Source organism: Nocardia sp. NBC_00403, from assembly GCF_036046055.1.
Classification (GTDB): Bacteria; Actinomycetota; Actinomycetes; order Mycobacteriales; family Mycobacteriaceae; genus Nocardia.
This window is the reverse complement of the sequence record NZ_CP107939.1, coordinates 7,078,295-7,100,924: the sequence shown is the minus strand read 5'-3', so window position 1 is coordinate 7,100,924 and position 22,630 is coordinate 7,078,295. Positions and strand designations below refer to the sequence as shown.

The following is a 22,630-nucleotide window of genomic DNA, read 5'->3' as shown; positions in this document are numbered from 1 at the left end:
CGGCGGACCATCGTAGAAGTAGCCATCACCGGGTCGGGAGTCTCATCATCGTCACCTAGCTAAGGAAACGTTGAAATGACCACGAAGATTGCTTCGACGCTCGCCGCGATTGCCATCACCTTGCTTGTCGGCACAGCTGCAGCTCCCGCTGCCTCTGCCGAACCGGTAACACCGGCACCGACTCCTGCGCTGGGTTCGGTGGCCTTCTGCTTCAACATCCCGCTGGGCGTCTTCAGTTTCAGCATCTGTATCTGACGCCTGCCGAGCGGACCGAGTCGCGGTTGGTCGAGCGGGTCGTTGCTTCGCTCGCGGACACAGGCTCACGTCCATTGTCGGCATCGGTGCGGTTCGCAACAATGGGGCCATGCAGGAGGCCGAGGTAGGGCGCGAACTACCCGCGCCGGCGGTCGCACAGCGGTCGCCGGGCGCGCGGGGAGAGCCTGGAGGGCAAGGTCGGGCTCTCAGCAGTCAGTCGTCGATCAGCAGGTCGCGGATCTTCTTCTCGTAGGAGTCGATCGCCGACAACACGATCGGCAGTTCGTGGTAGTCGCGTCTGGCCTCATCGAGGAATCTGCGCAGGTCCTCGCTGTCGTGCTGGCCACCGTAGTCCGTCGGGTACCGCTGTGCGGTGTGTGCGGGCGAGGCCCAGACCAGGGCACGGGCGGCAAGGAGATCGTTGATGGCGCGCAGCTTCCCGGCCGGTACGGATAATTCCGACGGATGGTCCCGATAGATCTCCAACGCGGTGGGCGAATCCGGGAATGCGTTCTCGAATCGGTCGGCAGTGGCTGCGGCGGTCACGGCATCCCAGATCGGTTGGGCGACCAGTGCCAGCAGGATCGGTGACCCGTCGAATATCGCGGCTGCGACCGGTTCGTCATCGATGTCGAGGCAGTTGCGTTCGAAGCACCAGAGCAGTTCGTCGATTTCGGTAGGCGGAGATTCGCGGTCGAATTCGGTCGCGTCGGCGTCGAGGACCAGCCTGCCGTCGTTCAGGCGGTCGAGGAAGTACCGCAGCAGCACGTCGGTGCCGAGGTCTTCGATAACTCCGTCGACCGCTCCCGACCGATCGTAGTTGCCCGCAATCCCCAGTGAAATCGGTTGGTACACATCGCCATTGCGGCGAATCAACACCGCTGTCGCACCGATGCCGTCCAGGCCGATACCGGTGACCATGCACCGGCAGTCGTAGAAACCCATCGCGGCAGCCTAGGTTCAGTGCACTGCGAGTGGATCCGGAGGAATGCCCAGGAGATGGAAGGCCTGCACAACACTGCCATTGTGTCGGCGAGTCCGCGTGGCCCGCCTCAGGTGATGATCAAAAGCTCTGTAGGGGAGGAGATTTCGGTCTTCAGCCCCGACTTTGTCGCGATACGCGCGACTGCGCGGATGTCGGTGGGGTCGGCACGGGTGAGGACCAGAGCCCTGGCGAGCAGACCCTTGTGGTGCTTGTTGAAATGGCTCACCACGGTCCGGGTGCCGTCGGGGTGTTCGGTGAGGACGTTGGCGGTGATCGCGCCGGGGACCCGCCCCAACTGCTGGTAGCTGCCCGAGCGGAGATCGATGACCAGCTCACCTGTGGCTTCGGCGTGCAGCGCGTCGGGAAGCGTGTCGCGCCATATCGCCGAAAGGGTGGGCAGGCCGGGGAGTTTGGAGCCACCGGAAAGGCGGTAGGCGGGGATCGCATCGGTGGCGCGGATGGCGCCGAACAATGCGGAGCCGATGGCGAGCCTGGCGTCGGCCTTGGCCCGCTGCGTCTTGGTGAAGGCGCGGGCGTCGAGAGCGTCGTAGAGGACGCCGGTGTAGCGCTCCAGCGCAGGCCGGGTCGGGGAGGTACGCAGGCTCGCATTGCGAGCGATCTCGACGTCGGCTCCCTTGCCGAGACCGAGGACAACGCGGGCGTCGTCGGGGTCGGCCGCCAACTTGACCACCTCGTTGATCAGGCGGTCGCGTACCGGGGTGAGCTGCGGCATCGCCAACGACGTCAGGTCGAGGGGCGCGTCACAACCACCGTCGGACTTGGTTTCGGAGGGAGGCAGCAGCACCAGCACGAGCGGATACGGTACCGGCGTGCTCGGTCGGGGCTCGGAGGCGGTAGCCGGGGCAACTACGCAGAGCCCCCGATCAGGCCGAATTAGACCAATGCCTTGCAGACATCGCCCGGCCAGCGACTACCCTGTCGTTCCGTGATCACCCGCCTCTCCCGCCTGTTCCTGCGTACCCTGCGCGACGATCCCGCCGACGCCGAGGTGCCCAGCCACAAACTCCTCGTCCGCGCCGGATACGTGCGCCGCGTCGCCCCGGGTGTGTACTCGTGGCTGCCGCTGGGCCTGCGGGTGCTGCGCCGGGTCGAGAATGTCGTCCGGGAAGAGATGGACGCCATCGGCGCCCAGGAGATCTCGCTGCCCGCACTGCTGCCGCGCGAGCCGTACGAGACCACCAACCGGTGGACCGAATACGGTCCCGGCCTGTTCCGGCTGCAGGACCGCAAGGGCGCCGACTATCTGCTCGGCCCCACCCACGAGGAGCTGTTCGCGCTCACTGTGAAGGGCGAATACAACTCGTACAAGGATCTTCCGGTCACGTTGTATCAGATCCAGACCAAGTACCGTGACGAGGAACGTCCCCGCGCGGGCATCCTGCGTGGGCGCGAGTTCGTCATGAAGGACTCCTACTCCTTCGACCTGGACGAGGACGGACTGAAGCGCAGCTACCAGGCACACCGTGATGCCTATCGCCGTATCTTCGAGCGGCTCCGCGTCGACTACGTAATCGTGGCCGCGACCTCGGGTGCGATGGGCGGCAGCGCGTCGGAGGAGTTCTTGGCCGAGAGCCCGGTCGGTGAGGACACCTATGTGCGCTGCGTCGAGTCCGGGTACGCGGCCAACGTGGAGGCCGTGGTCACGCCCGCGCCCGCGGCGATCCCGCTGGAAGGGCTGCGCGCGGCTGTTGTGCACGACACCCCTGACACCCCGACCATTGCGACGCTGGTCGATTGGGCCAATGGCGCAGGCATCGCGGAGAGCTACGGTCGTCCGGTCACCGCGGCCGACACCCTGAAGAACATCATGGTGAAGCTGCGCCATCCGGACGGCAAGACCGAAATCGTCGGGATCGGCATCCCCGGTGATCGTGAGGTGGACGACAAGCGCCTCGGCGCGTGTGTCGAACCCGCCGAGGTGGAATTGCTCACCGAGGCCGATTTCGCCGCCAATGATTTCCTGGTCAAGGGGTACATCGGACCGAAGGCGTTGCTGGACAACGGTGTTCGCTACCTGGTCGACCCGCGAGTGGTGACCGGCACCGCATGGATCACCGGCGCCGACGCGCCTGGCAAGCATGTGGTCGGCTTGGTCGCCGGCCGCGACTTCACCCCGGACGGCACCATCGAGGCCGCTGAGGTGCGCGACGGCGACCCCTCACCCGACGGCGCGGGCCCGCTGGTTTCGGCGCGCGGCATCGAGATCGGACACATCTTCCAGCTCGGCACCAAGTACACCGACGCGTTCGACGTCGATGTGCTCGGCGAGAACGGCAAGCCGGTCCGGCTCACCATGGGCTCGTACGGTGTCGGGGTGTCCAGGATGGTGGCTGTCATCGCGGAGCAGCAGCACGACGACAAGGGTCTGCGCTGGCCGCGCGAGGTCGCTCCGTTCGACGTGCACGTGGTGATCGCCAACAAGGACGAGTCCGCTCGCGACGGCGGCGAACAGGTTGCCGCACAACTGGATGCGGCGGGCCTCGAGGTCGTCCTCGACGATCGCAAGGCCTCGCCCGGTGTGAAATTCAAGGATTCCGAGTTGATCGGTGTGCCGCTGATCGTGGTGGTCGGCCGCGGCTGGGCCGAGGGCAAGGTCGAGATCCGCGACCGGTTCACCGGCGAATCCATCGAGGTACCAGCGGAATCGGTGGTGGATTCGGTGCTCGCGCAGGTCCGCGGCTGACGGTGGCTCAGTCCGTCACCTCGAGTGACGGTTGCTGAGGGGGCGGCGCTGCGAACGACGCCCCATTCGGCGGGTTTACCTAGCCCTCGACATCTGGACCAGGAAGTAGAAAGCCCCGGCGGCTGCGGCAAACGCTGATGCATACAGCGGCCCAGTCGACCGGGGCTTCCTGGTGCTTGCGCACAAGACCCACACCTCCCCTCGGGGCGCGGGATGGGAACAAAGCCACGGCCCCTCGCACGGAGGCGCCGCCGACTTTGCCGACCATCGAGGTGTCTTTCTGTGACTGTCGGTCCCGCCGCGCCGGATGTATTGGACCGTAGTGCGGATAGCCCGTCCGACCTACGGTTCCGTAGGGAAGATTCGCCGGGCCGACTATGGTGGACCCCCTCCGGGCTGCTGTTACTCGCTGGTAAGTTAACCGACATGACGAGCACCGACGCGTTGTTGTTCAACCCCGCCACCTACGACCCACAGCAGTTCGACGCCGAGACGCGGCGACTGTTGAAGGCCACCATCGAGTGGTTCGAATCGCGGGGCAAGCGACAGCTGCTCACCGATGACGCGGACGCGGTGTGGGTGTCGGAGTTTCTCGAGTTCGCCAAGAAGGAAAAGCTGTTCGCGACCTTCCTGACGCCCGCCGCCTATGCCGACGGCGACGCGAACCGGCGCTGGGACGCGGCCCGCAATGCGGCGCTCTCGGAGATCTTCGGGTTCTACGGTCTCGCGTACTGGTACGCCGAGCAGGTCACCATCCTCGGCCTCGGCCCGATCTGGCAGAGCGACAACGAGGCCGCCAAGAAGCGGGCCGCCGCCGACCTCGCCGACGGCCAAGTGATGGCGTTCGGTCTGTCCGAGCGTGACCACGGCGCCGACATCTACAACACCGACCTGGTGCTGACGCCGACCGAACCCGGCAGCGCCGACGCCGAAGCGGGAATCCTGTTCCGCGCCAACGGCACCAAGTACTACATCGGCAACGGCAACGTCGCCAGCATGGTGTCGGTGTTCTCACGCCGCTCCGACATCGAGGGCGCCGAGGGCTACGTGTGGTTCGCCGCCGACAGCCGCCACGACGACTACGAGCTGATCGACAACGTCATCCACGGCCAGCTCTACGTCAGCACCTTCGCGCTGCACAACTACCCGGTGACTGCCGAGGACATCCTCTCCACCGGTCCCGAAGCCTTCTCCGCGGCGCTGAACACCGTCAACGTCGGCAAGTTCAATCTCTGCCACGGCAGCATCGGCATGGTCGAGCATTCGTTCTACGAGGCGATCACCCACTCGAACAACCGCATCCTCTACGGCAACCCGGTCACCGACTTCCCGCATGTTCGGACGAACTTCGTCGATGCCTACGCCCGCATCACCGCGATGAAGCTGTTCAGCGACCGGGCCGTCGACTACTTCCGCACCGCCAGCCTCGAAGACCGCCGCTACCTGCTGTTCAACCCGATGACGAAGTCCAAGGTGACCTCCGAGGGCGAGACCGTCATGACGCTGCTGCTGGATGTGCTCGCCGCCAAGGGTTTCGAGAAGAACACCTACTTCGCCCAGGTCGCCCGCTACATCGGCACCCTGCCCCGGCTCGAGGGCACCGTGCATGTCAATGTCGGCCAGATCCTGAAGTTCATGCCGAACTACCTGTTCAACCCGAAGGAGTACCCGGAGGTCGGCACCCGCCTCGACGCGGCCGACGACGAGTTCTTCTTCCGGCAGGGCCCGGCGCGCGGTGCGGGCAAGGTGCAGTTCGCCGACTGGACCCCCGTCTACGACAAGCACACCGATGTCGCGAACGTGGCCCGCTTCTACGAGCAGGCCCAGGCCCTGCGCACCCTGCTGACCACGGCCGCCCCCGACGCCGACCAGCAGAAGGACCTGGACTTCATGCTGACCATCGGCCACCTGTTCTCCCTGGTGGTTTACGGCCAGCTGATCCTGGAGCAGGCCGCGATCACCGGCCTCGACCGCGATGTGCTCGACCAGATCTTCGACTTCCAGATCCGCGACTTCAACACCTACGCCACCACCCTCTACGGCAAGCCCACCGCTACTGCCGCGCAGCAGGCGTGGGCCGTCGGCGCACTGCGCACCCCGCTCGCGGACCGCGAGCGTTTCGACCGCGTCTGGAACCGGGTCGCCTCCTACGACGGCGCGTACACGATGCGCCCGTAGTCACCGCAATTCGACGGGATCGGCCGACCTCGGAGGGGGTCGGCCGATCCCGTTCTACCCCTGCGCGGGCGTACCGTGGCCGCGGCCGTTATCGCGACACTGGACCACTTGCGGGTACCCGTAAACAAGTCGGATCCCAAAAGCACATGGCTGTCTGTTCTGCCCACCGAGCGTCAGCGGTCGGCGCCGGTCGCACGCGTCGGAGTGCGCTGTGGGCGGGACCGACCGACGGACGTCAAGCCATGCCCGGAAAGGCGACCGTCGGCGGGGCGGCGCCGAGGATCGCTTGCCAAGTGGCTTGGCGCAGAGCCGTTTCGGTGAGCGCTTCGATGCCCATCCGGCGGACGAGTTCGGTGTCGGCGCGTTCGACCACGGAGCGCCAGGCGACCGCGCAGTCGGTTTCCACGGTGACAGCGAGGTTGGCCGCTGGGATCGGGTCGTCGACCGGGAACGGGGTCGTGTAGGCGGCATCCGGTGGTGGTGCGGTGGTGCCCACCGCGGTCAGGGCCTCGACGGTGCTGTCGCGGCGGGCACGGTGCGCGGCGGTGTATTGGGTGACGAGCCGGTCGCGTTCGGTGGAGGCGTAGGCGTCGATCACGCCGTAGGCGTATACCGCCGCGTATTCGGCGTTCAACGCGTCGATCAGGGCAAGGCGCTCGGCGTCGGTCATGTCAGCAGCACTCCCGCCTCGGTTGCGCAGGCCGCGCTGATGGAGGCCAACAGCCCTGCCCGATAACCCGATAGGGTGCGCGCGAGATCGCCGGCGGACTGTTGGGACGCGGCGAGACGATCACGTAACTGATCGATCGTCGGAGGTGTGATGGGTGGTACGGCCGCACCCGACGCCGCCGGTGCCGATCCAGTGTCGGCCGGGGTGTCCATCGAACGGGTGCGATGCGTCGGGGTGGTGCCGTCGCCGAAGACCCCGATCACCCGGTTGATCTCGGCCCGCAAGGCATCGGCATGTGCGGTGCGTTCGCTCGCGATCGTGGTCAGCGCGGCGTGCCGCTGCGGCGTCAGCGCGATCGCCGCGGTCGCTGCTACGGCGTCGGCGCGGGCCAGAACCTCTTGTGCGGCAAGCGGATCCGGCTCGTAGATCGTGTCGTCGGCGCAACCGACCGCCGCGCCGAGCGTCAGCGCGCCGACCGTGCCGCCACCGGCGATGCGCAATGCGGTGCGCCGGTCCACCATCACGCGGTGACCGACCGATAAGCGGTCCGCGCAACCATACCGGTCGATGGCGATGCCGGAGGTACACCCGGCGCGCGGCGGGGCATGATGGCGGATGGGCACGGCACCATCGTGCCAGATTCGCGCGGTCTCCCCGACCACCCGTCGACCGGCCTGTTCGCCGGAGACCGGCCGCCGCATACACAGGAAACTTGCCTCAGGCCGCTGGTCCTTTACACTCTCGTGGCGCGTTACGCTAGACCTTCGGTAGAGAATTTTCCCGCCACGTCACAACTGAACCAGGAGTCGCCCCACATGCCGATGCCGACCGAGGAAAGGCTGAGCCAGCTGGTTGCTGGACTCGTCGAACGCCGAGGATTCGACCTCGAGGGCGTCGAGATTTCGACGGCCGGCAAGCACGCGGAAGCGCAGGCTCGGGTGAAGGTGATCGTGGACAGCGACGACGCCGCGGATCTGGACACCATCGCGGAACTCAGCAGGGAGCTCTCCGAGCATCTCGACGAGGCAGGCGATTTCGGCGAGACGGAGTATCTGCTGGAAGTCACCACACCCGGCATCGATCGCCCGCTCACCGCCGACCGGCACTGGCGTCGCGCCCGTGGGCGTAAAGTGCGGATCTCGCTACGACCCGGGGTGCCCGCCCCTGATTCGGGTGGATCGGACAAGTTCGAAGCCAGGGTCGGTGCGCTCACCGACGGCACGGTGGCGCTGGTGCTCGGCGGCAAACGCAACCCGCATCGGGTCAGCGTCGCGCTCGCCGACATCGCCGAAGCCGTCGTCCAGGTCGAGTTCTCGCCGCCCGGTGCGGGTGAGCTCGAGCTTGCGGGTGGAGTCGCGCCCGGCCGTCCGCGGCCGGGACAGGAAGAAGAAGTTCTAGGAACGACCGATGCATTGTCCGAATCAATAACAGCGTCCGATTCGCCGACCGAAGGGATCGTGGAATGAACATCGAAATCGAAGCCCTGCGCGCGATTGTCGCCGACAAGGGGATCTCGATCGAGACCGTGATCTCCGCGATCGAGTCGGCATTGCTCACCGCCTACCGGCACACCGAGGGTCACCAGCCCAACGCGCGCATCGACATCAACCAGAAGACCGGCGTCGTGCGGGTGATGGCCATGGAGGTCGACGCCGACGGCAACATGATTTCCGAATGGGACGACACCCCAGAGGGATTCGGCCGGATCGCCGCGACCACCGCACGCCAGGTGGTGTTGCAGCGACTGCGCGATGCGGAGAACGAGAAGTCCTTCGGCGAGTTCGCCACCCATGAGGGCGACATCGTCGGCGGCGTCGTGCAGCGCGACGCGCGCGCCAACGCTCGCGGCACCATCGTGGTACGCATCGGTAGCGAGATGCACGGGACCGAGGGCTTGATCCCGCCCGCCGAGCAGGTGCCCGGCGAAACCTACGAGCACGGCGACCGGATCAAGTGCTACGTCGTCGGCGTCTCGCGCGGCCCGCGCGGCCCCCAGATCACGCTGTCGCGGACGCACCCGAATCTGGTGCGCCGGCTGTTCGCGCTCGAGGTTCCCGAGATCGCCGACGGCTCGGTGGAGATCGTCGCGGTCGCTCGTGAGGCCGGGCACCGCTCCAAGATCGCGGTGCGCACCACCGTGCCGGGAGTCAACGCCAAGGGCGCCTGTATCGGCCCGATGGGGCAGCGGGTGCGCAACGTGATGAGCGAGCTGGCAGGCGAGAAGATCGACATCATCGATTACGCGGAGGACCCGGCGACTTTCGTCGGCAATGCGCTCTCGCCGTCCAAAGTGGTATCGGTCACCATCGTCGATGCGGAGGCGCGCGCTGCGCGGGTCGTGGTGCCGGACTTCCAGCTCTCGCTCGCGATCGGCAAGGAGGGGCAGAATGCCCGCCTGGCGGCCCGCTTGACCGGCTGGCGCATCGATATCCGCAGCGACGCGGCCCCTGACATGGGCGGCAGTGTACGAACGGAAGCGCATCGAAGTTGACCGACACCGCTCGCGGTGAGCCGCGTATGGGCCCGATACCGGATGCTTCGGATGACATGTTGGTAACTTCCGCGGGGGCGGGGTTCGGTGATCTGACCGGGGCAGCGGTAGAGTGGTCTCAGGTTCAACGCGAGCCTTTGGTTTCCTTGCCCGACCGCACCAGCCAGCAGCCAACAACGCCCCAGCGTCCGGCAGCTCCGGTGCGGACTTGCATCGGATGCCGGAAGCGCGAGTTGGCCGTCGACCTGTTGCGGATCGTGGCGCGGGAATGTGAGACCGGCACAAATGGTTCTCATGCTTTTGCGATCGTTCCCGATCCACAGCGCAGACTTCCCGGACGGGGTGCCTGGTTGCACCCCGTTTCGGTTTGTTTGACCGCAGCAGAGCGACGCCGAGCATTCGGCAGAGCACTACGAGTGTCCGGACATCTGGATATCTCAGCCCTGGAGAAGTACCTCGAGAACAGGCACGAGCACTCATGAGCACACCGTGAAGCACCAACGATGAACGTCCATCGGAGATAACCCGAGGTCGTGCGGGCCCGCCTTCCCTAGGCGGAGGCACTGCTCGACCTCTCAGTGAGGAGAGCAGTGGCAGGCAAAGCCCGCGTGCACGAGTTGGCCAAAGAACTCGGTGTCACAAGCAAAGAACTACTCGCAAAGCTCAAGGAGCAGGGCGAGTTCGTGAAGTCGGCGTCCTCGACGGTGGAAGCACCCGTCGCACGTCGGCTGCGCGAGTCGGTGGCGGCGAAGTCCACACCGGCCAATGGAGCAGCCAAGTCCGAGGCGCGGCCCGGATCGGCGTCGACCGCCCGTCCGGCCGCCAAGCCCACCCCGGGTGGCCCGCGTCCGGGTCCACGTACTCCGGCTCCGGCTCCGGCAGCCACCCCCGCGGCTCCGGCCGCGCGGGAAACCGCTGAGCCCGTCGCCCGGCCCGCCGAGCGCGTCGCCGACGCGGTGCGCCCCGGTCCGGCCGTGAAGCCGGCTCCCGCGGCCCCGGTCGCGCGCGAATCGGCGCCGGTTCAGGACGCCGCACAGTCGGCTCCCGCGGCGAAGGCCGCTCCGGCTCCGGCCGGTCCGCGCCCGACCCCAGGTGGTCCGCGGCCCGGTCAGCCGCAGCAACAGCGCCCCGGTACCCCCGCGCAGGGCTCCGGCCCGCGCCCCGGAGGTCCCGCGAGCGGTCCGAAGCCAGGCCCCAAGACCCCTCGGGTCGGCAACAATCCGTATTCCTCGGCTCCCGAGCGTGAGCGCCCCGCGCCGCGTCCTGCCCCCGGCCAAGGCGGTCCGCGCCCGGGTCCCGGGCACGGACCGCGTCCCGGCGCACCCGCGCAGGGCGGCGCCCGTCCGGCTCCCGGTCAGGGCGGTCCCCGTCCGGCCGCTGGTCAGGGTGGTCCCCGTCCCGGTGGACCGCGGCCGAGCCCCGGCTCGATGCCGCCGCGCCCGAATCCCGGTGCCATGCCTGCTCGTTCGGCCCGTCCGGGTCCGGGCGGCGGCGCGGGTGCCGGTCGTCCGGGCGGTCCCGGCGGTCGTCCGGGTGGACCCGGCGGTCGTCCCGGTGGCGGTGGCGGTGGCGGTGGCGGTGGCTACCGCGGCGGTCCCGGTGGCGGTGGCGGCACGGGTGCGCCCGGTGCCGGTGCGGGTGCTCCCGCGGCGGGCGGTTTCCGTGGTCGTCCCGGTGGCGGCGGTGGTCGTCCCGGTGGACCCGGTGGCCGTGGTGGCGCAGCCGGTGCCTTCGGTCGTCCCGGCGGCGCGGTCCGTCGTGGCCGCAAGTCGAAGCGGGCGAAGCGCGCCGAGTACGAGAACATGCAGGCGCCCGCCGTCGGCGGCGTCCGGCTGCCGCGCGGCAACGGCGAGATCATCCGTCTTGCCCGCGGCGCATCGCTGTCGGACTTCGCGGAGAAGATCGACGCCAACCCGGCCTCGCTGGTCCAGGCGCTGTTCAACCTCGGCGAAATGGTCACCGCTACCCAGTCGGTGAACGACGAGACCCTCGAGCTGCTCGGCAGCGAGATGAACTACGTCGTGCACGTCGTCAGCCCGGAGGACGAGGATCGCGAGCTGCTCGAAAGCTTCGACCTCACCTACGGCGAGGACGAGGGGGGCGAGGAAGACCTGCAGATCAGGCCGCCGGTGGTGACCGTCATGGGTCACGTCGACCACGGTAAGACCCGACTGCTCGACACGATCCGTAAGGCCAACGTCCGTGAGGGCGAGGCCGGTGGCATCACCCAGCACATCGGCGCCTACCAGGTGCTGACGCACGTCAACGACGAAGACCGACTGATCACCTTCATCGACACCCCGGGTCACGAGGCGTTCACCGCCATGCGTGCCCGTGGTGCGAAGGCCACCGACATCGCGATCCTGGTGGTCGCGGCCGACGACGGCGTCATGCCGCAGACGGTGGAAGCGATCAACCACGCGCAAGCGGCCGACGTGCCGATCGTGGTGGCGGTCAACAAGATCGACAAGGAAGGCGCGAACCCGGACAAGATCCGGCAGCAGCTGACCGAATACGGTCTGGTGACCGAGGAGTACGGCGGCGACACCATGTTCGTCGACATCTCCGCCAAGCAGGGCACCAACATCGAGGCGCTGCTGGAAGCGGTCGTGCTGACCGCGGACGCATCGCTGGACCTGCGGGCCAACCCGGACATGGACGCCCAGGGTGTCGCCATCGAGGCGCACCTCGACCGCGGCCGTGGTCCGGTGGCAACCGTGCTCATCCAGCGCGGCACGCTGCGTGTCGGCGACTCGATCGTGGCGGGCGACGCCTACGGTCGCGTCCGTCGCATGGTCGACGAGCACGGCGAGGATGTTGTTGCGGCGCTGCCGTCGCGACCGGTCCAGGTCATCGGCTTCACGTCGGTGCCGGGCGCCGGTGACAACCTCCTGGTTGTCGACGAGGACCGCATCGCACGTCAGATCGCCGATCGCCGCAATGCGCGTAAGCGCAACGCACTGGCCGCTCGCAGCCGCAAGCGGATCAGCCTGGAAGATCTGGATGCCGCGCTGAAGGAGACTTCGGAGCTGAACCTGATCCTCAAGGGCGACAACTCCGGTACCGTCGAGGCCCTCGAAGAGGCGCTGCTCGGTATCCAGGTGGACGACGAGGTGCGTCTGCGGGTCATCGACCGTGGTGTCGGTGGTGTCACCGAGACCAACGTCAACCTGGCGTCGGCGTCGAACGCGATCATCATCGGGTTCAACGTCCGTGCCGAGGGCAAGGCGACCGAGTTGGCCAACCGCGAAGGCGTGGACATCCGGTACTACTCGGTGATCTACCAGGCCATCGATGAGATCGAGAAGGCCCTCAAGGGCATGCTCAAGCCGATCTACGAAGAGGTCGAGCTGGGTCGCGCCGAGATCCGCGCGATCTTCCGGTCCTCCAAGATCGGTAACATCGCCGGCTGCATGGTCACCTCCGGGTCGGTCAAGCGCAATGCGAAGGCAAGGCTGCTGCGTGACAACGTGGTGGTCGCCGAGACGATGACGATCTCCTCCCTGAAGCGTGAGAAGGATGACGCCGCCGAGGTCCGCGAGGGCTTCGAATGCGGTATGACCGTCACCTACTCCGACATCAAGGAAGGCGACATCATCGAGGCCTACGAGCTGCGCGAGAAGCCGCGCGACTGATAGCCGCAACAGCGTCGCGCCCGCCCGTCACCCCGGCGAAAAGCCGGGGCTCGGGTGGGCGCGACCTGACGGCGCTATCGTCTCGATACTGAAGAATCTCGACACTGAAGAGGTGTGCGTGTACCTCGGTGCACTGGAGTTCGACATCCTGCTCGGTGACGTGCATTCACTGAAGGAGAAGCGTTCGGTGATCCGGCCGGTCCTGGCCGAGTTGCAACGCTTCGGGGTGAGTGCCGCCGAAGGCGGGGAACACGATCGGCATCGCCGGTCGTTGCTGGGAGTCGCCATGGTCAGTTCCGGAATGGATCATCTGACCGAGGTGCTCGACAAATGTGAGCGGCACGTTGCCGCCCGTCCGGAGTTAGAGTTGCTGGCAGTGCGCCGCAGGATCTTCGGACCCGAAGACTGACGTTTTATTGTGAGGAGGGTTCAGCCATGGTGGATCAAGCCAGGGCACGCCGACTCGCCAAGCGGATTTCCGCGATCGTGGCGACCGCGATCGAGTACGAGGTGAAGGATCCGCGCCTGAATTTCGTGACCATCACCGATGCCAAGGTCTCCCCGGATCTGCGGGACGCCAAGGTGTACTACACGGTGCTGGGCGAAAGCTTGGACGTCGAACCCGATTACGAGGGTGCGGCCATGGGCCTGGAGAAGGCGAAGGGCGTGCTGCGTTCGAAGGTGGGCGCAGGCACCGGCGTGAAGTTCACCCCGACGCTGGCCTTTGTGCTCGACAAGGTGCCCGAGGTGGCTGCGGACATGGAGGCATTGCTGGCCAAGGCCAGAGCTGCCGACGAAGCGGTGGCGAAGGTGGCGGCCACCGCTACCCACGCAGGCGAGTCCGATCCGTACAAGGTCGAACGCGACACCGACGAGTGACATGCGGTAGGCGATGACGACGATGCCCGAAGCACTCGGTCTCGGCGCGGCGGATCTCGATGCGGCCGTCGCGGCATTGGCGGCCGCACGCTCGGTCACCATCCTGTGCCACGTGCAGCCTGATGCCGACACCATCGGCAGCGGGCTGGCATTGGCGTTGATACTGCATCGTCGCGGTATTCCGGTGTGGGTGTCGTTCGCCGAACCGGCCGATTTGCCCGTTTCGATGCGGTCGTTGCCAGGCGCGCATCATTTGGTCGCGCCGGAGCAGGTACCGCGTGAGGTGGACCTGCTGGTGGCCGTGGATTGCGGCAGCGCGGGCAGGCTCGGCGCTTTGGCCGACCGATTGTCCGGTGCCGCAACAACACTGGTGCTCGATCATCACCGATCCAACACCAGGTTCGGGACGGTCAATGTGGTCGATCCGAACGCGGAGTCGACGACCAGCGTGCTCGTCCGGTTGCTCGACGCGTGGCAGGTGCCGATCGATCCCGAAGTGGCGCACTGCCTTTACGCAGGGCTTGTCACCGACACCGGCTCGTTCCGCTGGGTTCGGCCCGGCACCCACCGTTTGGCCGAGCGACTGCTGGCCACCGGTATCGACGGTGCGGAGATTTCCCGCACGCTGATGGACACCCACCCGTTCAACTGGTTGCCGATGCTGTCGCGCGTCCTGGGCTCCGCGCAGTTGGTGCCCTCGGCGAATGGCGGCACGGGCCTGGTGTACGCGTTCGTGCGTCGCGCCGATGTGGCCGAGGTCAGCTCGGAAGAGGCGGAGAGTGTCGTCGACATCGTCCGCACCACCGCCGAAGCGGGCGTTGCCGCGGTCTTCAAGGAGTCACGCACCATCCAGGAGCGCTGGACCGTGTCGCTGCGTTCCCGCGACACCACACCCGGCGGCGCCGACGGCGTCGACGTGGCCGCGATAGCAACTGCCTTGGGTGGCGGCGGACATCGCTTCGCTGCCGGTTACACCACCAACGGCACGCCCGAATCCATTGTCGCGGCACTGCTGGCCGCTCTCGGGTGAGCGGGTGAGTACTGAGGACCTCGGCGGGGGCGCTGGGCACGAGTCCATCGTGGTTGCCGCGCCGCCGGAGCGTGCTGATCCGGCGGCGAATGCCGGGCCGAGGCGGATTCTCGGACTTGCGGTGCCGACGTTGGGAGTGCTCGTCGCCGAACCGATCTATCTGCTGTTCGACCTGGCGGTGGTCGGGCGGCTCGGGGCGTTGGCGCTGGCCGGGCTTGCAGTCGGGGGATTGATTCTGGCTCAGGCGAGTTCGCAGCTGACCTTTTTGTCCTACGGCACCACCGCGCGCGCTGCCCGCAGGCATGGTGCGGGGGATGAGCGCGGTGCGGTGGCCGAGGGCGTGCAGGCGACGTGGATCGCCGTCGTATTGGGGGCGCTGATCGTCATTGCGGTGCAGCTGTTCGCGATTCCGCTGACGAATGTGATCGCAGGCGGTGGGGATATCGCGGCTGAGGCTCTGCTCTGGGTGCGGATCGCGTTGTTCGGTGTCCCGCTGATCCTGATTTCGATGGCGGGCAACGGGTGGCTGCGTGGGGTACAGCAGACCCGTCGACCGTTGTTGTTCGTGGTTGCCGGGCTGTCGGTTTCAGGTGTGTTGTGCCCGGTACTGGTGCACGGGCTGCTCGGTGCACCACGCCTCGAGCTGCCAGGATCCGCTGTGGCCAATGTTGCCGGGCAGGCCGTGACGGCCGTGTTGTTCCTCAGTGCTCTGGTGCGTGAACGGATTTCGCTCGCTCCGCACTGGTCGGTTATGCGTGCGCAGTTGGTGCTCGGTCGCGACCTGATCGTCCGCAGTCTCGCCTTCCAAGCCTGTTTCGTCTCGGCGGCCGCCGTCGCCGCCCGATTCGGCGCTGCCTCCGTCGCCGCCCACCAATTGGTTCTGCAACTCTGGAATTTCCTTGCCTTGACGCTGGATTCGCTCGCGATCGCCGCGCAAACCCTGGTCGGAGCCGCGCTCGGTGCAGGCGACGCACGGGGCGCACGCAGCCTGGCACGTCGCATCACTCGCTGGTCGGAGCTCTTCGCATTGATCTTGGCGGCGTTCTTCGCCGCGGGCGTCGTCGTGATACCGAAGCTTTTCACCGACGACCCCGCCGTGTTGGACCGCACACATGTCGCGTGGTGGTTCTTCGTCGCCATCATCCCGGTCGCAGGCATCGTCTTCGCGCTCGACGGCGTCCTGCTCGGCGCGGGCGACGCGGCCTACCTTCGGACCACCACCCTCGGCGCAGCACTGCTCGGCTTCCTTCCCGCGATTTGGCTATCGCTTGCCTTCGACTGGGGTCTAGCCGGGATCTGGTCCGGCCTTGTCGGATTCATGCTGCTGCGGTTGATCGCCGTGGTCTGGCGGGCCGAGTCGGGCCGATGGGCGCAGGTCGGCATGGAAATTCCCGGACGGGGCCGTGCAGCGGCCTGAGCCTGGAAGAATCGCCGGTGTCGAGCTCAGCTCTCCGCAGTGTGCTGAGCAGAGCTCAACGCGCCCGGCGGGGAACCCGGCTCAGCCTTCCGCGACTCGGGTACCGGACGGCCGGCTTCCACCGTGGTCCACTGGCAGTGGATGCGCTGTCGGAGTAATCCCTCGGATGGCAGACAAGGCGAGCTGCCCGACCGGCTGGGTCGGTCAGCGCTCGACGTAGCGTCGGACGACCACCGTTGCGGGGCGAATGGAGCGGCCGGAGACGGTGAGGCCGGGTTGGATCAGACCATCGACGGTGCGATCCGCCGCCGGGTCGTCGGTTGGCGTGACGTCGGACGCCTCCATGGTGAGCGCGTCGAAGGGTGAGTCGGGTCGGGGTGTGACGAGGGATCCGCCGCGGCCGACGATGAGGCGCTCGACGCGAGTGGCCATGGCGTCGAAGGCATCACGTTCGTGGGGGGACTGCGCGGTGGCGGCGCAGGCGGCAGTGTCGGCGTACAGGGCGAACAGTTCGACGACCAAGGGAAGATCGGCTCCCGCGCGGTCCCGATCGGCACGTGCCTTCGCTGTATCGACCATGCGCTCGATCGTCGCGGCCTGGCGGGCGATCACGCGGGACAGGTCCTCGATGCGCTCGGCGAGTTGATCGATCGTGGTCCTCGGATCTTCGATCGACCGGGCGGCTGGTTCCGTCATATTCGCACCATAACCGGACGTGATCGATCGGGTTGGGCGCCGGTCGCATTCGGCGGTGTTCGCGGCTGGGAACCGGTCGGATCCGGCTGCTACCATCGCGTCTCATGGGGGTTTACGGCATCGACCTGGGCACCACGAACTCGGCAATCGCGCGTATCGACGCCGACGGCCGCCCCGAAATCATGGTCGGGATGACCGGTGACTCGACGGTTCCCTCGGTGGTGCTGTTCGCCTCCGCGAACGATCATCTCGTCGGTGAAGGCGCCCGGCGGCAGGCCCGGCTGGATCCGGAACATGTGTGCGCGTTGGTCAAACGCCGCATGGGCGACAGCGAGTGGCGGTTCGCGGCGCACGGGAAGACCTGGTCGGCGCCCGCGGTATCGGCGCTGATCTTGAAAAGCCTTGCCTCCGATGCTGAATTCGGTGGTGGCGAGCCGGTCAAACGTGCCGTCATCACTGTCCCCGCCTATTTCGGTGACGAGGAGCGTCGCGCGACGATCCAGGCGGGCACCTATGCCGGTTTCGATGTTGCCGGTGTGCTGTCGGAGCCGATCGCTGCGGCGCTGTCCTATGGGTTCGGCCGCCTCGACGGCAGTCTGGATGTCGATAAGCACCCGGCGCGCGAGACCGTGCTCGTCTACGACCTCGGCGGTGGCACGTTCGACGCCACTGTCATCGAGCTCGCTGATCGCCGTATCTCGGTGCTCGCGGTCGAGGGCGATCATCAGCTCGGCGGTGCCGATTGGGACGAGCGGATCGCCCTGTATCTGTCGCAGCAATTCTGCGCGGCCAATCCGGATGCCGAAGACCCGCTGGACGATTCGGCGGGATCGCAGATGCTGGTGCTGGCCGCCGAACGGGCCAAACGTGAGTTGACCGACGCCGACCACACCGATGTGGTGGTCGCCCACGACGGTGCAAGGGCCGTCATCTCGCTGACCCGCGACGACGTCGAGACCATGACCGCTTCACTGATGCAGCGCACGATAGATCTCACCCGCGACTGCTTGGCCGCGGCGAGTAAGCGCGGCGTCTCGTCCGTCGACCGCTTGCTGCTGGTCGGCGGTTCGTCCCGAATGCCCATGGTGGAGAGTGACCTTCAACGGGAGCTGGGGCTGGCCGGTGAACTGCGCGATCCCGATCTTTCGGTGGCACGCGGCGCCGCGTTGTACGGGGAGAAGCTCGAGATGGAGCGGCTGACCATCGCCGACCTGGTGACAAGGGGCCGGCTCCGCGACGGAGCGGGCATCCATGATGCGCCGCAACAGGATCTGGACAATGCGATCGGGCGGGTCGCCGCGTCGTTCGGACAGCCGGTGAGCCTGGTGCGCCGGATGCTGGAAATTCAGGTCGACACGGTCGTCTCGCGCGGATTCGGTCTGCTCGCGCTGGACCACCGGTATGGGTTGGCGGCGACCTGGCTGGTCAACCGGAATCAGACGTTGCCGGTTCGAGTGCGGCGGTCCTTCGGCACGGTCCGCCCCGACCAGGACGAGATCGCCCTGACCGTGGTCGAGCAGCAGGGGCAAGCCGCGTCGATGCGGCCGGAGGACACGAAAGTACTGATAGAGGGACGCATTCGGGGGATTCCGCCCGGGTATCCCGAAGGCAGCGAGGTGCGGGTGACCTTCGAAATGGGTTTCGACGGCGTGCTGCACGTGACGGCCCATCACATCGACGCCGACATTCCGTTGGTCCTATCTACCCAGACCGGGGCGACATTGTCACAAGCCGACGTGGAGCTCGAGCTGGATCAGGTCCAGCGCTCGCGCCGGCGCAGTAGCTGAGTCACCTCATGGAGGCATTCGACCCGAACGACTATCGCAAGCGTGTGCTCGCTGGCGTCGAGCGCAGAGGCGGCATCGAGCACTCGGATCCGTTCGAGCTCTACGACATTCCGCTGGCGGAAGCAGACATGCTGAGCGACGCCGAGGTGGCCGCACGGGTCGCCGAGGTGTGGGGTTTCTGGCAGCGTCAGCGCGATCATCCGAAGTACCGGGTGCTGGTGGGGCTGCTTGTCGAGGCGCACTCCATTTTGTCGGGGCTGGTGCTCGAGGCGGGAACGCGGCGGGCCGAGGCGGCGCGGGTGCGTGAGCGTCGTACCCAGCGCGACGCGGATCGATACGACATGCTCGATACCGCGATATCCCGCTTGGTGCAGCGCTACGGCGGCGTACCGGCCGGAAAAGTCGAGGGGCTGACCGAGATCGGCGCGATGGGTGGGCTCAGTGCCGCCGAGGTTGCGACTCGGATGCGCAGGCACCGAGTCATCGCCGACGCCGAACCCGCCGCTCCCAGCGTGCTCACCGACCAGCGCAGACGGCAGATCCGCCAACTGCTCGCTGAATGGGAGCGGCTGCTGGAGGGACCACCGACACCGACCTTGTTCGCCCTGCTCCGAGTGGAATCTACAAACGCGGGCCGGACTCGCGAGATTCGGCTGCGTGCCGAGGCATTGCGCGCCCGGTCTCGGGAACTGCCGCCGGGGCGGGTTCGAGTGGTGTTGGATGAACTGCTGATTCATGTTCACGACGTGCTCGAGTCCGGTGACACTGCCATGGCGGAATACCTGCGCGCGGTGGCCGAGGATGTTGCCGCCGAGCTTCGCCCGAAGGTCAGGGCCGCGGTGCTCGTCGAAGACGAGCTCGTCGGTGCGGACTTCCAATATCTCCTCGACGAGGCTGTCGCGTTGGGGCTCGACCGCGCCGGCGCTACTCGGCTGCTTACCGGACTCGCCGCGGAACTCGGTGCTTCCGTGGAGGATTCGTCGCACGGCGTGCCACCCCGAACACCTACGTCGTCCGATACATCGCTGCCGAGGACCGCGCCGCATGGCACGACCGCACCCCGACCGCGAACAGCATCGACGTCGAGTACGTCGCCGACCCGATCGGGAACGCCGGTGCCTCGGCAATGGGAGGCGCCGTTGAAGGCGGCACGCGCGGCGTTGCGAGCCGGCCGTCCGAGCGAAGCGGCGCGTCAGGTCGCCGAGGCACGTCGGCTCCTCGGCGCCGATGATGACGGCCTGACACCCATCAGGTCGGTCGCCGACGAAGTGGATCGAGTGCTCGCGGCGGCCGCAGCGCAGTGGCGCAGCGCGAGCGCGGCTTGCGCGGCGAAGCGATACGTCGAGGCCGTGCCGCACCTGGAGTCCTTGCAGCGCACCGCCTCCGACGTGCCGCCCCCACAGCAGGGTCGTACCCTCGACGAACTACTTGCCGGAGCACGGGCGGCGATCGCCGAAGCCGACCGGCTCGTTGCCGTAGCACAGGCGGGGCCCGCCGAGACCCTGCTGCGCGGTCTGGTCGACGCCAAAGCTATCTGCGCCGACCATGAAGGCGCAGCAGCCGCGCTCGCGCAGGCGCCTGTCGAGGCGCCGGCCCGTGTCGAGGCCACCAGCACCGCGACCGGATCGGTCCTGGTGGTCTGGTCACCATCATCGACTGCCACAGTCGACTACCGAGTGACCCGCCTGCAACCGGACGGCTCCTGGCGCGTAGTCGGCCGCACCCGAGCCACCGAACTCGAAGACGGTGGCGCACCCGCAGGCCGGCTGCCCGTCTACGCGGTAGCCGCCGCAGTTGCCGGGAAGTACTCGGAGATCACCCGATCCGACACCGCACGCACCCTGCATCCCGGAGCTGAGTCACCGAAACCACTTGGTGAGCAACAACTCTCACTGCCCGAACCTGCGCTGAACGATTCGATACCGGCGTCGATCAATCCCGAGGTCCGTCCCATGCCCGCGCAGGGCGATCCTGGCGATGCGCCGGGTGCCGCTGTGTCATCGTCCGACGATGCTGGGCCCGCCACGGGCGATGACCGGCATTCGCCTCGTGATTACGGCTATTCGAGGGGTGATGGTGAGTTCTCGCCGGAGAGTCGTGGAAATGTGCAGAGTCATGGTGCGACCTCGCCGGTCCCGCCGGAGCGTTCGCAGGGCGATGGCGGTGGCTCGTCCGGCGAGCATGTGTCCTCACCGCCCGAACGCGAGTATCCGCTGGCCGATCGGGGGCGCTCCGACGGCGATCGTGTACCGGCACAAGATGATCCCGCGTACCAGCACGATGATCCCGCTCCCAGCGGGATCCCCACTGTCACAGGCTTGGCCGAGCAAAACGGCCTACTGGTGTTCACCTGGCCGAGTGGCGTCACCGAAGTAATGGTCGTGATCCGTGCCGACGAGCCGCCGAGCACCCCGGACGACCCGTGCGCCCGTGCGTGGAAGGTCACCAATATGCGCTACGAGATCGACGGCGGCGTCCGCATCCCCGAGCACATCGACCGCCCATGCCACATCGCGATAGCGTCATGCCGTCGCGAAGCAACGGGAAAGCTCACTGTTGCAACAGGTTTCGCAGACACGGCCCGAATCCACTGGGATTGCTAGCTGGTTTCTCGTAACTGGCGATCGGACGTCGTTGCTCACGATCACATTGCATCGCCGAAGTCCGCAGCTCCCGTCGAGCCGCAAACCTGCCGACTCGGCTCACCTTCAGTGACAATCCCGCCGCCGAGCTCTTGCCACTCGAAGTGAGCCATCCAGGTCGCAACCCTGCGCCTGGCTCATACTCCCAGGCGCCGGACATCAGCGCGCCGCATGTGGCGAGGGTGCGGCGGTCTGTGCTGACGCGTGCTCGCGGGTGGTGAGTGGTAGGCGAGGGAGCGGGTCGGCGGGCGGAGAGTGGTGTGGCTGTGCCAATGTAGGTGGGGTGATACCCAAGTTGATGGCGGTGAGCGACGTTCATGTCGGCCACCAGGGGAATCGTCCGGTGGTCGAGGAGATCAGGGCGGATTCGCCGGAGGACTGGTTGATCGTCGCCGGGGACGTGGCGGAGAAGAGCGACGACATCCGGTGGACGCTCGAGCTGTTGCGCCGCCGGTTCGCGAAGGTGATCTGGGTGCCGGGTAACCACGAATTGTGGACCACGGCAAAGGACCCGGTCCAGATGCACGGTGCGGCGCGATACGACTATCTGGTGTCGATCTGCCGCGATCTCGACGTGCTCACACCGGAGGATCCGTTCCCGGTATGGGAGGGCGCAGGCGCCGAGGAGCACGGCGGACGGGTGACCTTGGCCCCGATGTTCCTGCTCTACGACTACTCGTGGCTGCCCGCAGGGACCACCACGAAGGCCGAGGGACTGGCCGTCGCCCGCGACCGCAACGTAGTGGCGACCGACGAGTTCTTGCTGTCGCCGGACCCGTTCTCGACCCGCGACGCCTGGTGCCATGCCCGAGTCCAGGTCACCCAGCGCAAGCTGGACGCACTCGCGCCCGGCACGCCGTTGGTGATGATCAACCACTTCCCGCTGGTTCGCCAACCCACCGACGTGTTGTTCTACCCGGAGTTCGCCCTCTGGTGTGGCACCGACCTGACCGCCGACTGGCACACCCGATACAACGTGGTGTGCTCGGTTTACGGCCACCTGCACATCCCGCGCACCTCCTACTACGACGGCGTCCGATTCGAAGAGGTCTCCCTCGGTTACCCCCGCGAATGGCAGCGCCGCGGCCTGCCCGACCGCCTGCTGCGCCAGATCCTGCCTGCCCCGGAGTACCCGCCGGGCTCGCTGAACAAGTGGGGCGGCCATTTCAAGGTCACGCCGGAAATGGAAGCGGCCGCCGCCGAAATGCGGAGCAAAGCAGAACGTCGCCGCGGAGTCTGACTCCGCATGCTCGCGCCATCC

19 protein-coding genes are annotated in these 22,630 nt (G+C 67.1%); 14 read left to right on the top strand and 5 right to left on the bottom strand.

Translation table 11 applies throughout. The annotated features are described in order from the left end of the window. Positions 1-75: 75 nt before the first annotated feature. Positions 76-255, top strand: a complete 180-nt coding sequence (locus tag OHQ90_RS31870; RefSeq protein ID WP_328403828.1) for a hypothetical protein — start codon at positions 76-78, stop codon at positions 253-255. A 213-nt stretch (positions 256-468) separates the two neighbouring features. Here the strand turns inward: OHQ90_RS31870 and OHQ90_RS31865 are convergent, their stop codons facing one another. Next, entirely contained in the window at positions 469-1,200 is a 732-nt protein-coding gene (locus OHQ90_RS31865) for a hypothetical protein (RefSeq protein WP_328403826.1), read from the bottom strand. 107 nt (positions 1,201-1,307) lie between these two features. After that, a complete protein-coding gene (gene yaaA, locus OHQ90_RS31860) occupies positions 1,308-2,051 on the bottom strand; it encodes a peroxide stress protein YaaA (RefSeq protein ID WP_328403824.1) in 744 nt (247 codons plus the stop codon). Between the two features lie 135 nt (positions 2,052-2,186). On the opposite strand from yaaA, the gene OHQ90_RS31855 reads away from it, so the two are divergent. Together OHQ90_RS31855 and OHQ90_RS31850 are read left to right on the top strand one after the other, a co-directional pair. Continuing rightward, positions 2,187-3,944 carry a proline--tRNA ligase gene (locus OHQ90_RS31855; protein WP_328403822.1) on the top strand — a complete coding sequence of 586 codons (1,758 nt, stop codon included), beginning with the start codon at positions 2,187-2,189 and terminating at the stop codon, positions 3,942-3,944. A gap of 426 nt (positions 3,945-4,370) precedes the next feature. Further along, the gene (locus tag OHQ90_RS31850) at positions 4,371-6,122 is read left to right on the top strand and encodes an acyl-CoA dehydrogenase family protein (RefSeq protein ID WP_328403820.1); all 1,752 of its coding nucleotides are present in this window, start codon (positions 4,371-4,373) and stop codon (positions 6,120-6,122) included. Between the two features lie 235 nt (positions 6,123-6,357). On the opposite strand, the gene OHQ90_RS31845 is transcribed toward OHQ90_RS31850, so the two are convergent. Further along, a complete protein-coding gene (locus OHQ90_RS31845; RefSeq protein WP_328403818.1) occupies positions 6,358-6,792 on the bottom strand; it encodes a ferritin-like domain-containing protein in 435 nt (144 codons plus the stop codon). After that, positions 6,789-7,313 (bottom strand): hypothetical protein, encoded by a 525-nt coding sequence (locus OHQ90_RS31840; RefSeq protein ID WP_442941512.1) that lies wholly within the window; start codon positions 7,311-7,313, stop codon positions 6,789-6,791. The genes OHQ90_RS31845 and OHQ90_RS31840 overlap by 4 nt, the downstream gene beginning before the upstream one ends. Positions 7,314-7,607: 294 nt before the next feature. On the opposite strand from OHQ90_RS31840, the gene rimP reads away from it, so the two are divergent. From rimP to OHQ90_RS31800, 8 genes are all read left to right on the top strand, one after another. Continuing rightward, positions 7,608-8,258 carry a ribosome maturation factor RimP gene (rimP, locus tag OHQ90_RS31835; protein WP_328403814.1) on the top strand — a complete coding sequence of 217 codons (651 nt, stop codon included), beginning with the start codon at positions 7,608-7,610 and terminating at the stop codon, positions 8,256-8,258. Then, a complete protein-coding gene (nusA, locus tag OHQ90_RS31830; protein ID WP_328403812.1) occupies positions 8,255-9,283 on the top strand; it encodes a transcription termination factor NusA in 1,029 nt (342 codons plus the stop codon). The genes rimP and nusA overlap by 4 nt, the downstream gene beginning before the upstream one ends. A gap of 146 nt (positions 9,284-9,429) precedes the next feature. After that, positions 9,430-9,765 (top strand): YlxR family protein, encoded by a 336-nt coding sequence (locus tag OHQ90_RS31825; protein WP_328413233.1) that lies wholly within the window; start codon positions 9,430-9,432, stop codon positions 9,763-9,765. A gap of 108 nt (positions 9,766-9,873) precedes the next feature. After that, a complete protein-coding gene (gene infB, locus OHQ90_RS31820; protein ID WP_328403810.1) occupies positions 9,874-12,918 on the top strand; it encodes a translation initiation factor IF-2 in 3,045 nt (1,014 codons plus the stop codon). A gap of 118 nt (positions 12,919-13,036) precedes the next feature. After that, positions 13,037-13,327 carry a DUF503 domain-containing protein gene (locus OHQ90_RS31815; RefSeq protein WP_328413231.1) on the top strand — a complete coding sequence of 97 codons (291 nt, stop codon included), beginning with the start codon at positions 13,037-13,039 and terminating at the stop codon, positions 13,325-13,327. A 26-nt stretch (positions 13,328-13,353) separates the two neighbouring features. Further along, positions 13,354-13,797, top strand: a complete 444-nt coding sequence (gene rbfA / locus OHQ90_RS31810) for a 30S ribosome-binding factor RbfA (RefSeq protein ID WP_328403808.1) — start codon at positions 13,354-13,356, stop codon at positions 13,795-13,797. A gap of 13 nt (positions 13,798-13,810) precedes the next feature. Continuing rightward, on the top strand, positions 13,811-14,827 hold the full coding sequence (locus OHQ90_RS31805; RefSeq protein WP_328403806.1) for a DHH family phosphoesterase: 1,017 nt from the start codon (positions 13,811-13,813) through the stop codon (positions 14,825-14,827). A 49-nt stretch (positions 14,828-14,876) separates the two neighbouring features. Beyond that, complete coding sequence (locus tag OHQ90_RS31800) at positions 14,877-16,244, top strand: MATE family efflux transporter (RefSeq protein WP_442941511.1); 1,368 nt, start codon at positions 14,877-14,879, stop codon at positions 16,242-16,244. A gap of 204 nt (positions 16,245-16,448) precedes the next feature. Here the strand turns inward: OHQ90_RS31800 and grpE are convergent, their stop codons facing one another. Beyond that, positions 16,449-16,940 carry a nucleotide exchange factor GrpE gene (gene grpE, locus OHQ90_RS31795; protein ID WP_328403804.1) on the bottom strand — a complete coding sequence of 164 codons (492 nt, stop codon included), beginning with the start codon at positions 16,938-16,940 and terminating at the stop codon, positions 16,449-16,451. 104 nt (positions 16,941-17,044) lie between these two features. On the opposite strand from grpE, the gene OHQ90_RS31790 reads away from it, so the two are divergent. The 3 genes from OHQ90_RS31790 to OHQ90_RS31780 all read left to right on the top strand — a co-directional run bounded on the left by OHQ90_RS31790 (position 17,045) and on the right by OHQ90_RS31780 (position 22,609). Continuing rightward, positions 17,045-18,727 carry an Hsp70 family protein gene (locus tag OHQ90_RS31790; RefSeq protein ID WP_328403802.1) on the top strand — a complete coding sequence of 561 codons (1,683 nt, stop codon included), beginning with the start codon at positions 17,045-17,047 and terminating at the stop codon, positions 18,725-18,727. An 8-nt stretch (positions 18,728-18,735) separates the two neighbouring features. Continuing rightward, positions 18,736-21,330 (top strand): Ig-like domain repeat protein, encoded by a 2,595-nt coding sequence (locus tag OHQ90_RS31785; RefSeq protein ID WP_328403800.1) that lies wholly within the window; start codon positions 18,736-18,738, stop codon positions 21,328-21,330. 322 nt (positions 21,331-21,652) lie between these two features. Next, positions 21,653-22,609, top strand: coding sequence for a metallophosphoesterase family protein (locus OHQ90_RS31780; protein ID WP_328403798.1), 957 nt, complete (start codon positions 21,653-21,655; stop codon positions 22,607-22,609). Positions 22,610-22,630: the final 21 nt, after the last annotated feature.

Coding starts and splice junctions, on each gene's coding strand:
- OHQ90_RS31870 (WP_328403828.1), top strand. CDS start 76: ATGACCACGAAGATTGCTTCGACGCTCGCCGCGATTGCCATCACCTTG.
- OHQ90_RS31865 (WP_328403826.1), bottom strand. CDS start 1,200: ATGGGTTTCTACGACTGCCGGTGCATGGTCACCGGTATCGGCCTGGAC.
- OHQ90_RS31850 (WP_328403820.1), top strand. CDS start 4,371: ATGACGAGCACCGACGCGTTGTTGTTCAACCCCGCCACCTACGACCCA.
- OHQ90_RS31845 (WP_328403818.1), bottom strand. CDS start 6,792: ATGACCGACGCCGAGCGCCTTGCCCTGATCGACGCGTTGAACGCCGAA.
- OHQ90_RS31840 (WP_442941512.1), bottom strand. CDS start 7,313: ATGGTGGACCGGCGCACCGCATTGCGCATCGCCGGTGGCGGCACGGTC.
- rimP (WP_328403814.1), top strand. CDS start 7,608: ATGCCGATGCCGACCGAGGAAAGGCTGAGCCAGCTGGTTGCTGGACTC.
- nusA (WP_328403812.1), top strand. CDS start 8,255: ATGAACATCGAAATCGAAGCCCTGCGCGCGATTGTCGCCGACAAGGGG.
- rbfA (WP_328403808.1), top strand. CDS start 13,354: ATGGTGGATCAAGCCAGGGCACGCCGACTCGCCAAGCGGATTTCCGCG.
- OHQ90_RS31805 (WP_328403806.1), top strand. CDS start 13,811: ATGACGACGATGCCCGAAGCACTCGGTCTCGGCGCGGCGGATCTCGAT.
- grpE (WP_328403804.1), bottom strand. CDS start 16,940: ATGACGGAACCAGCCGCCCGGTCGATCGAAGATCCGAGGACCACGATC.
- OHQ90_RS31790 (WP_328403802.1), top strand. CDS start 17,045: ATGGGGGTTTACGGCATCGACCTGGGCACCACGAACTCGGCAATCGCG.
- OHQ90_RS31785 (WP_328403800.1), top strand. CDS start 18,736: ATGGAGGCATTCGACCCGAACGACTATCGCAAGCGTGTGCTCGCTGGC.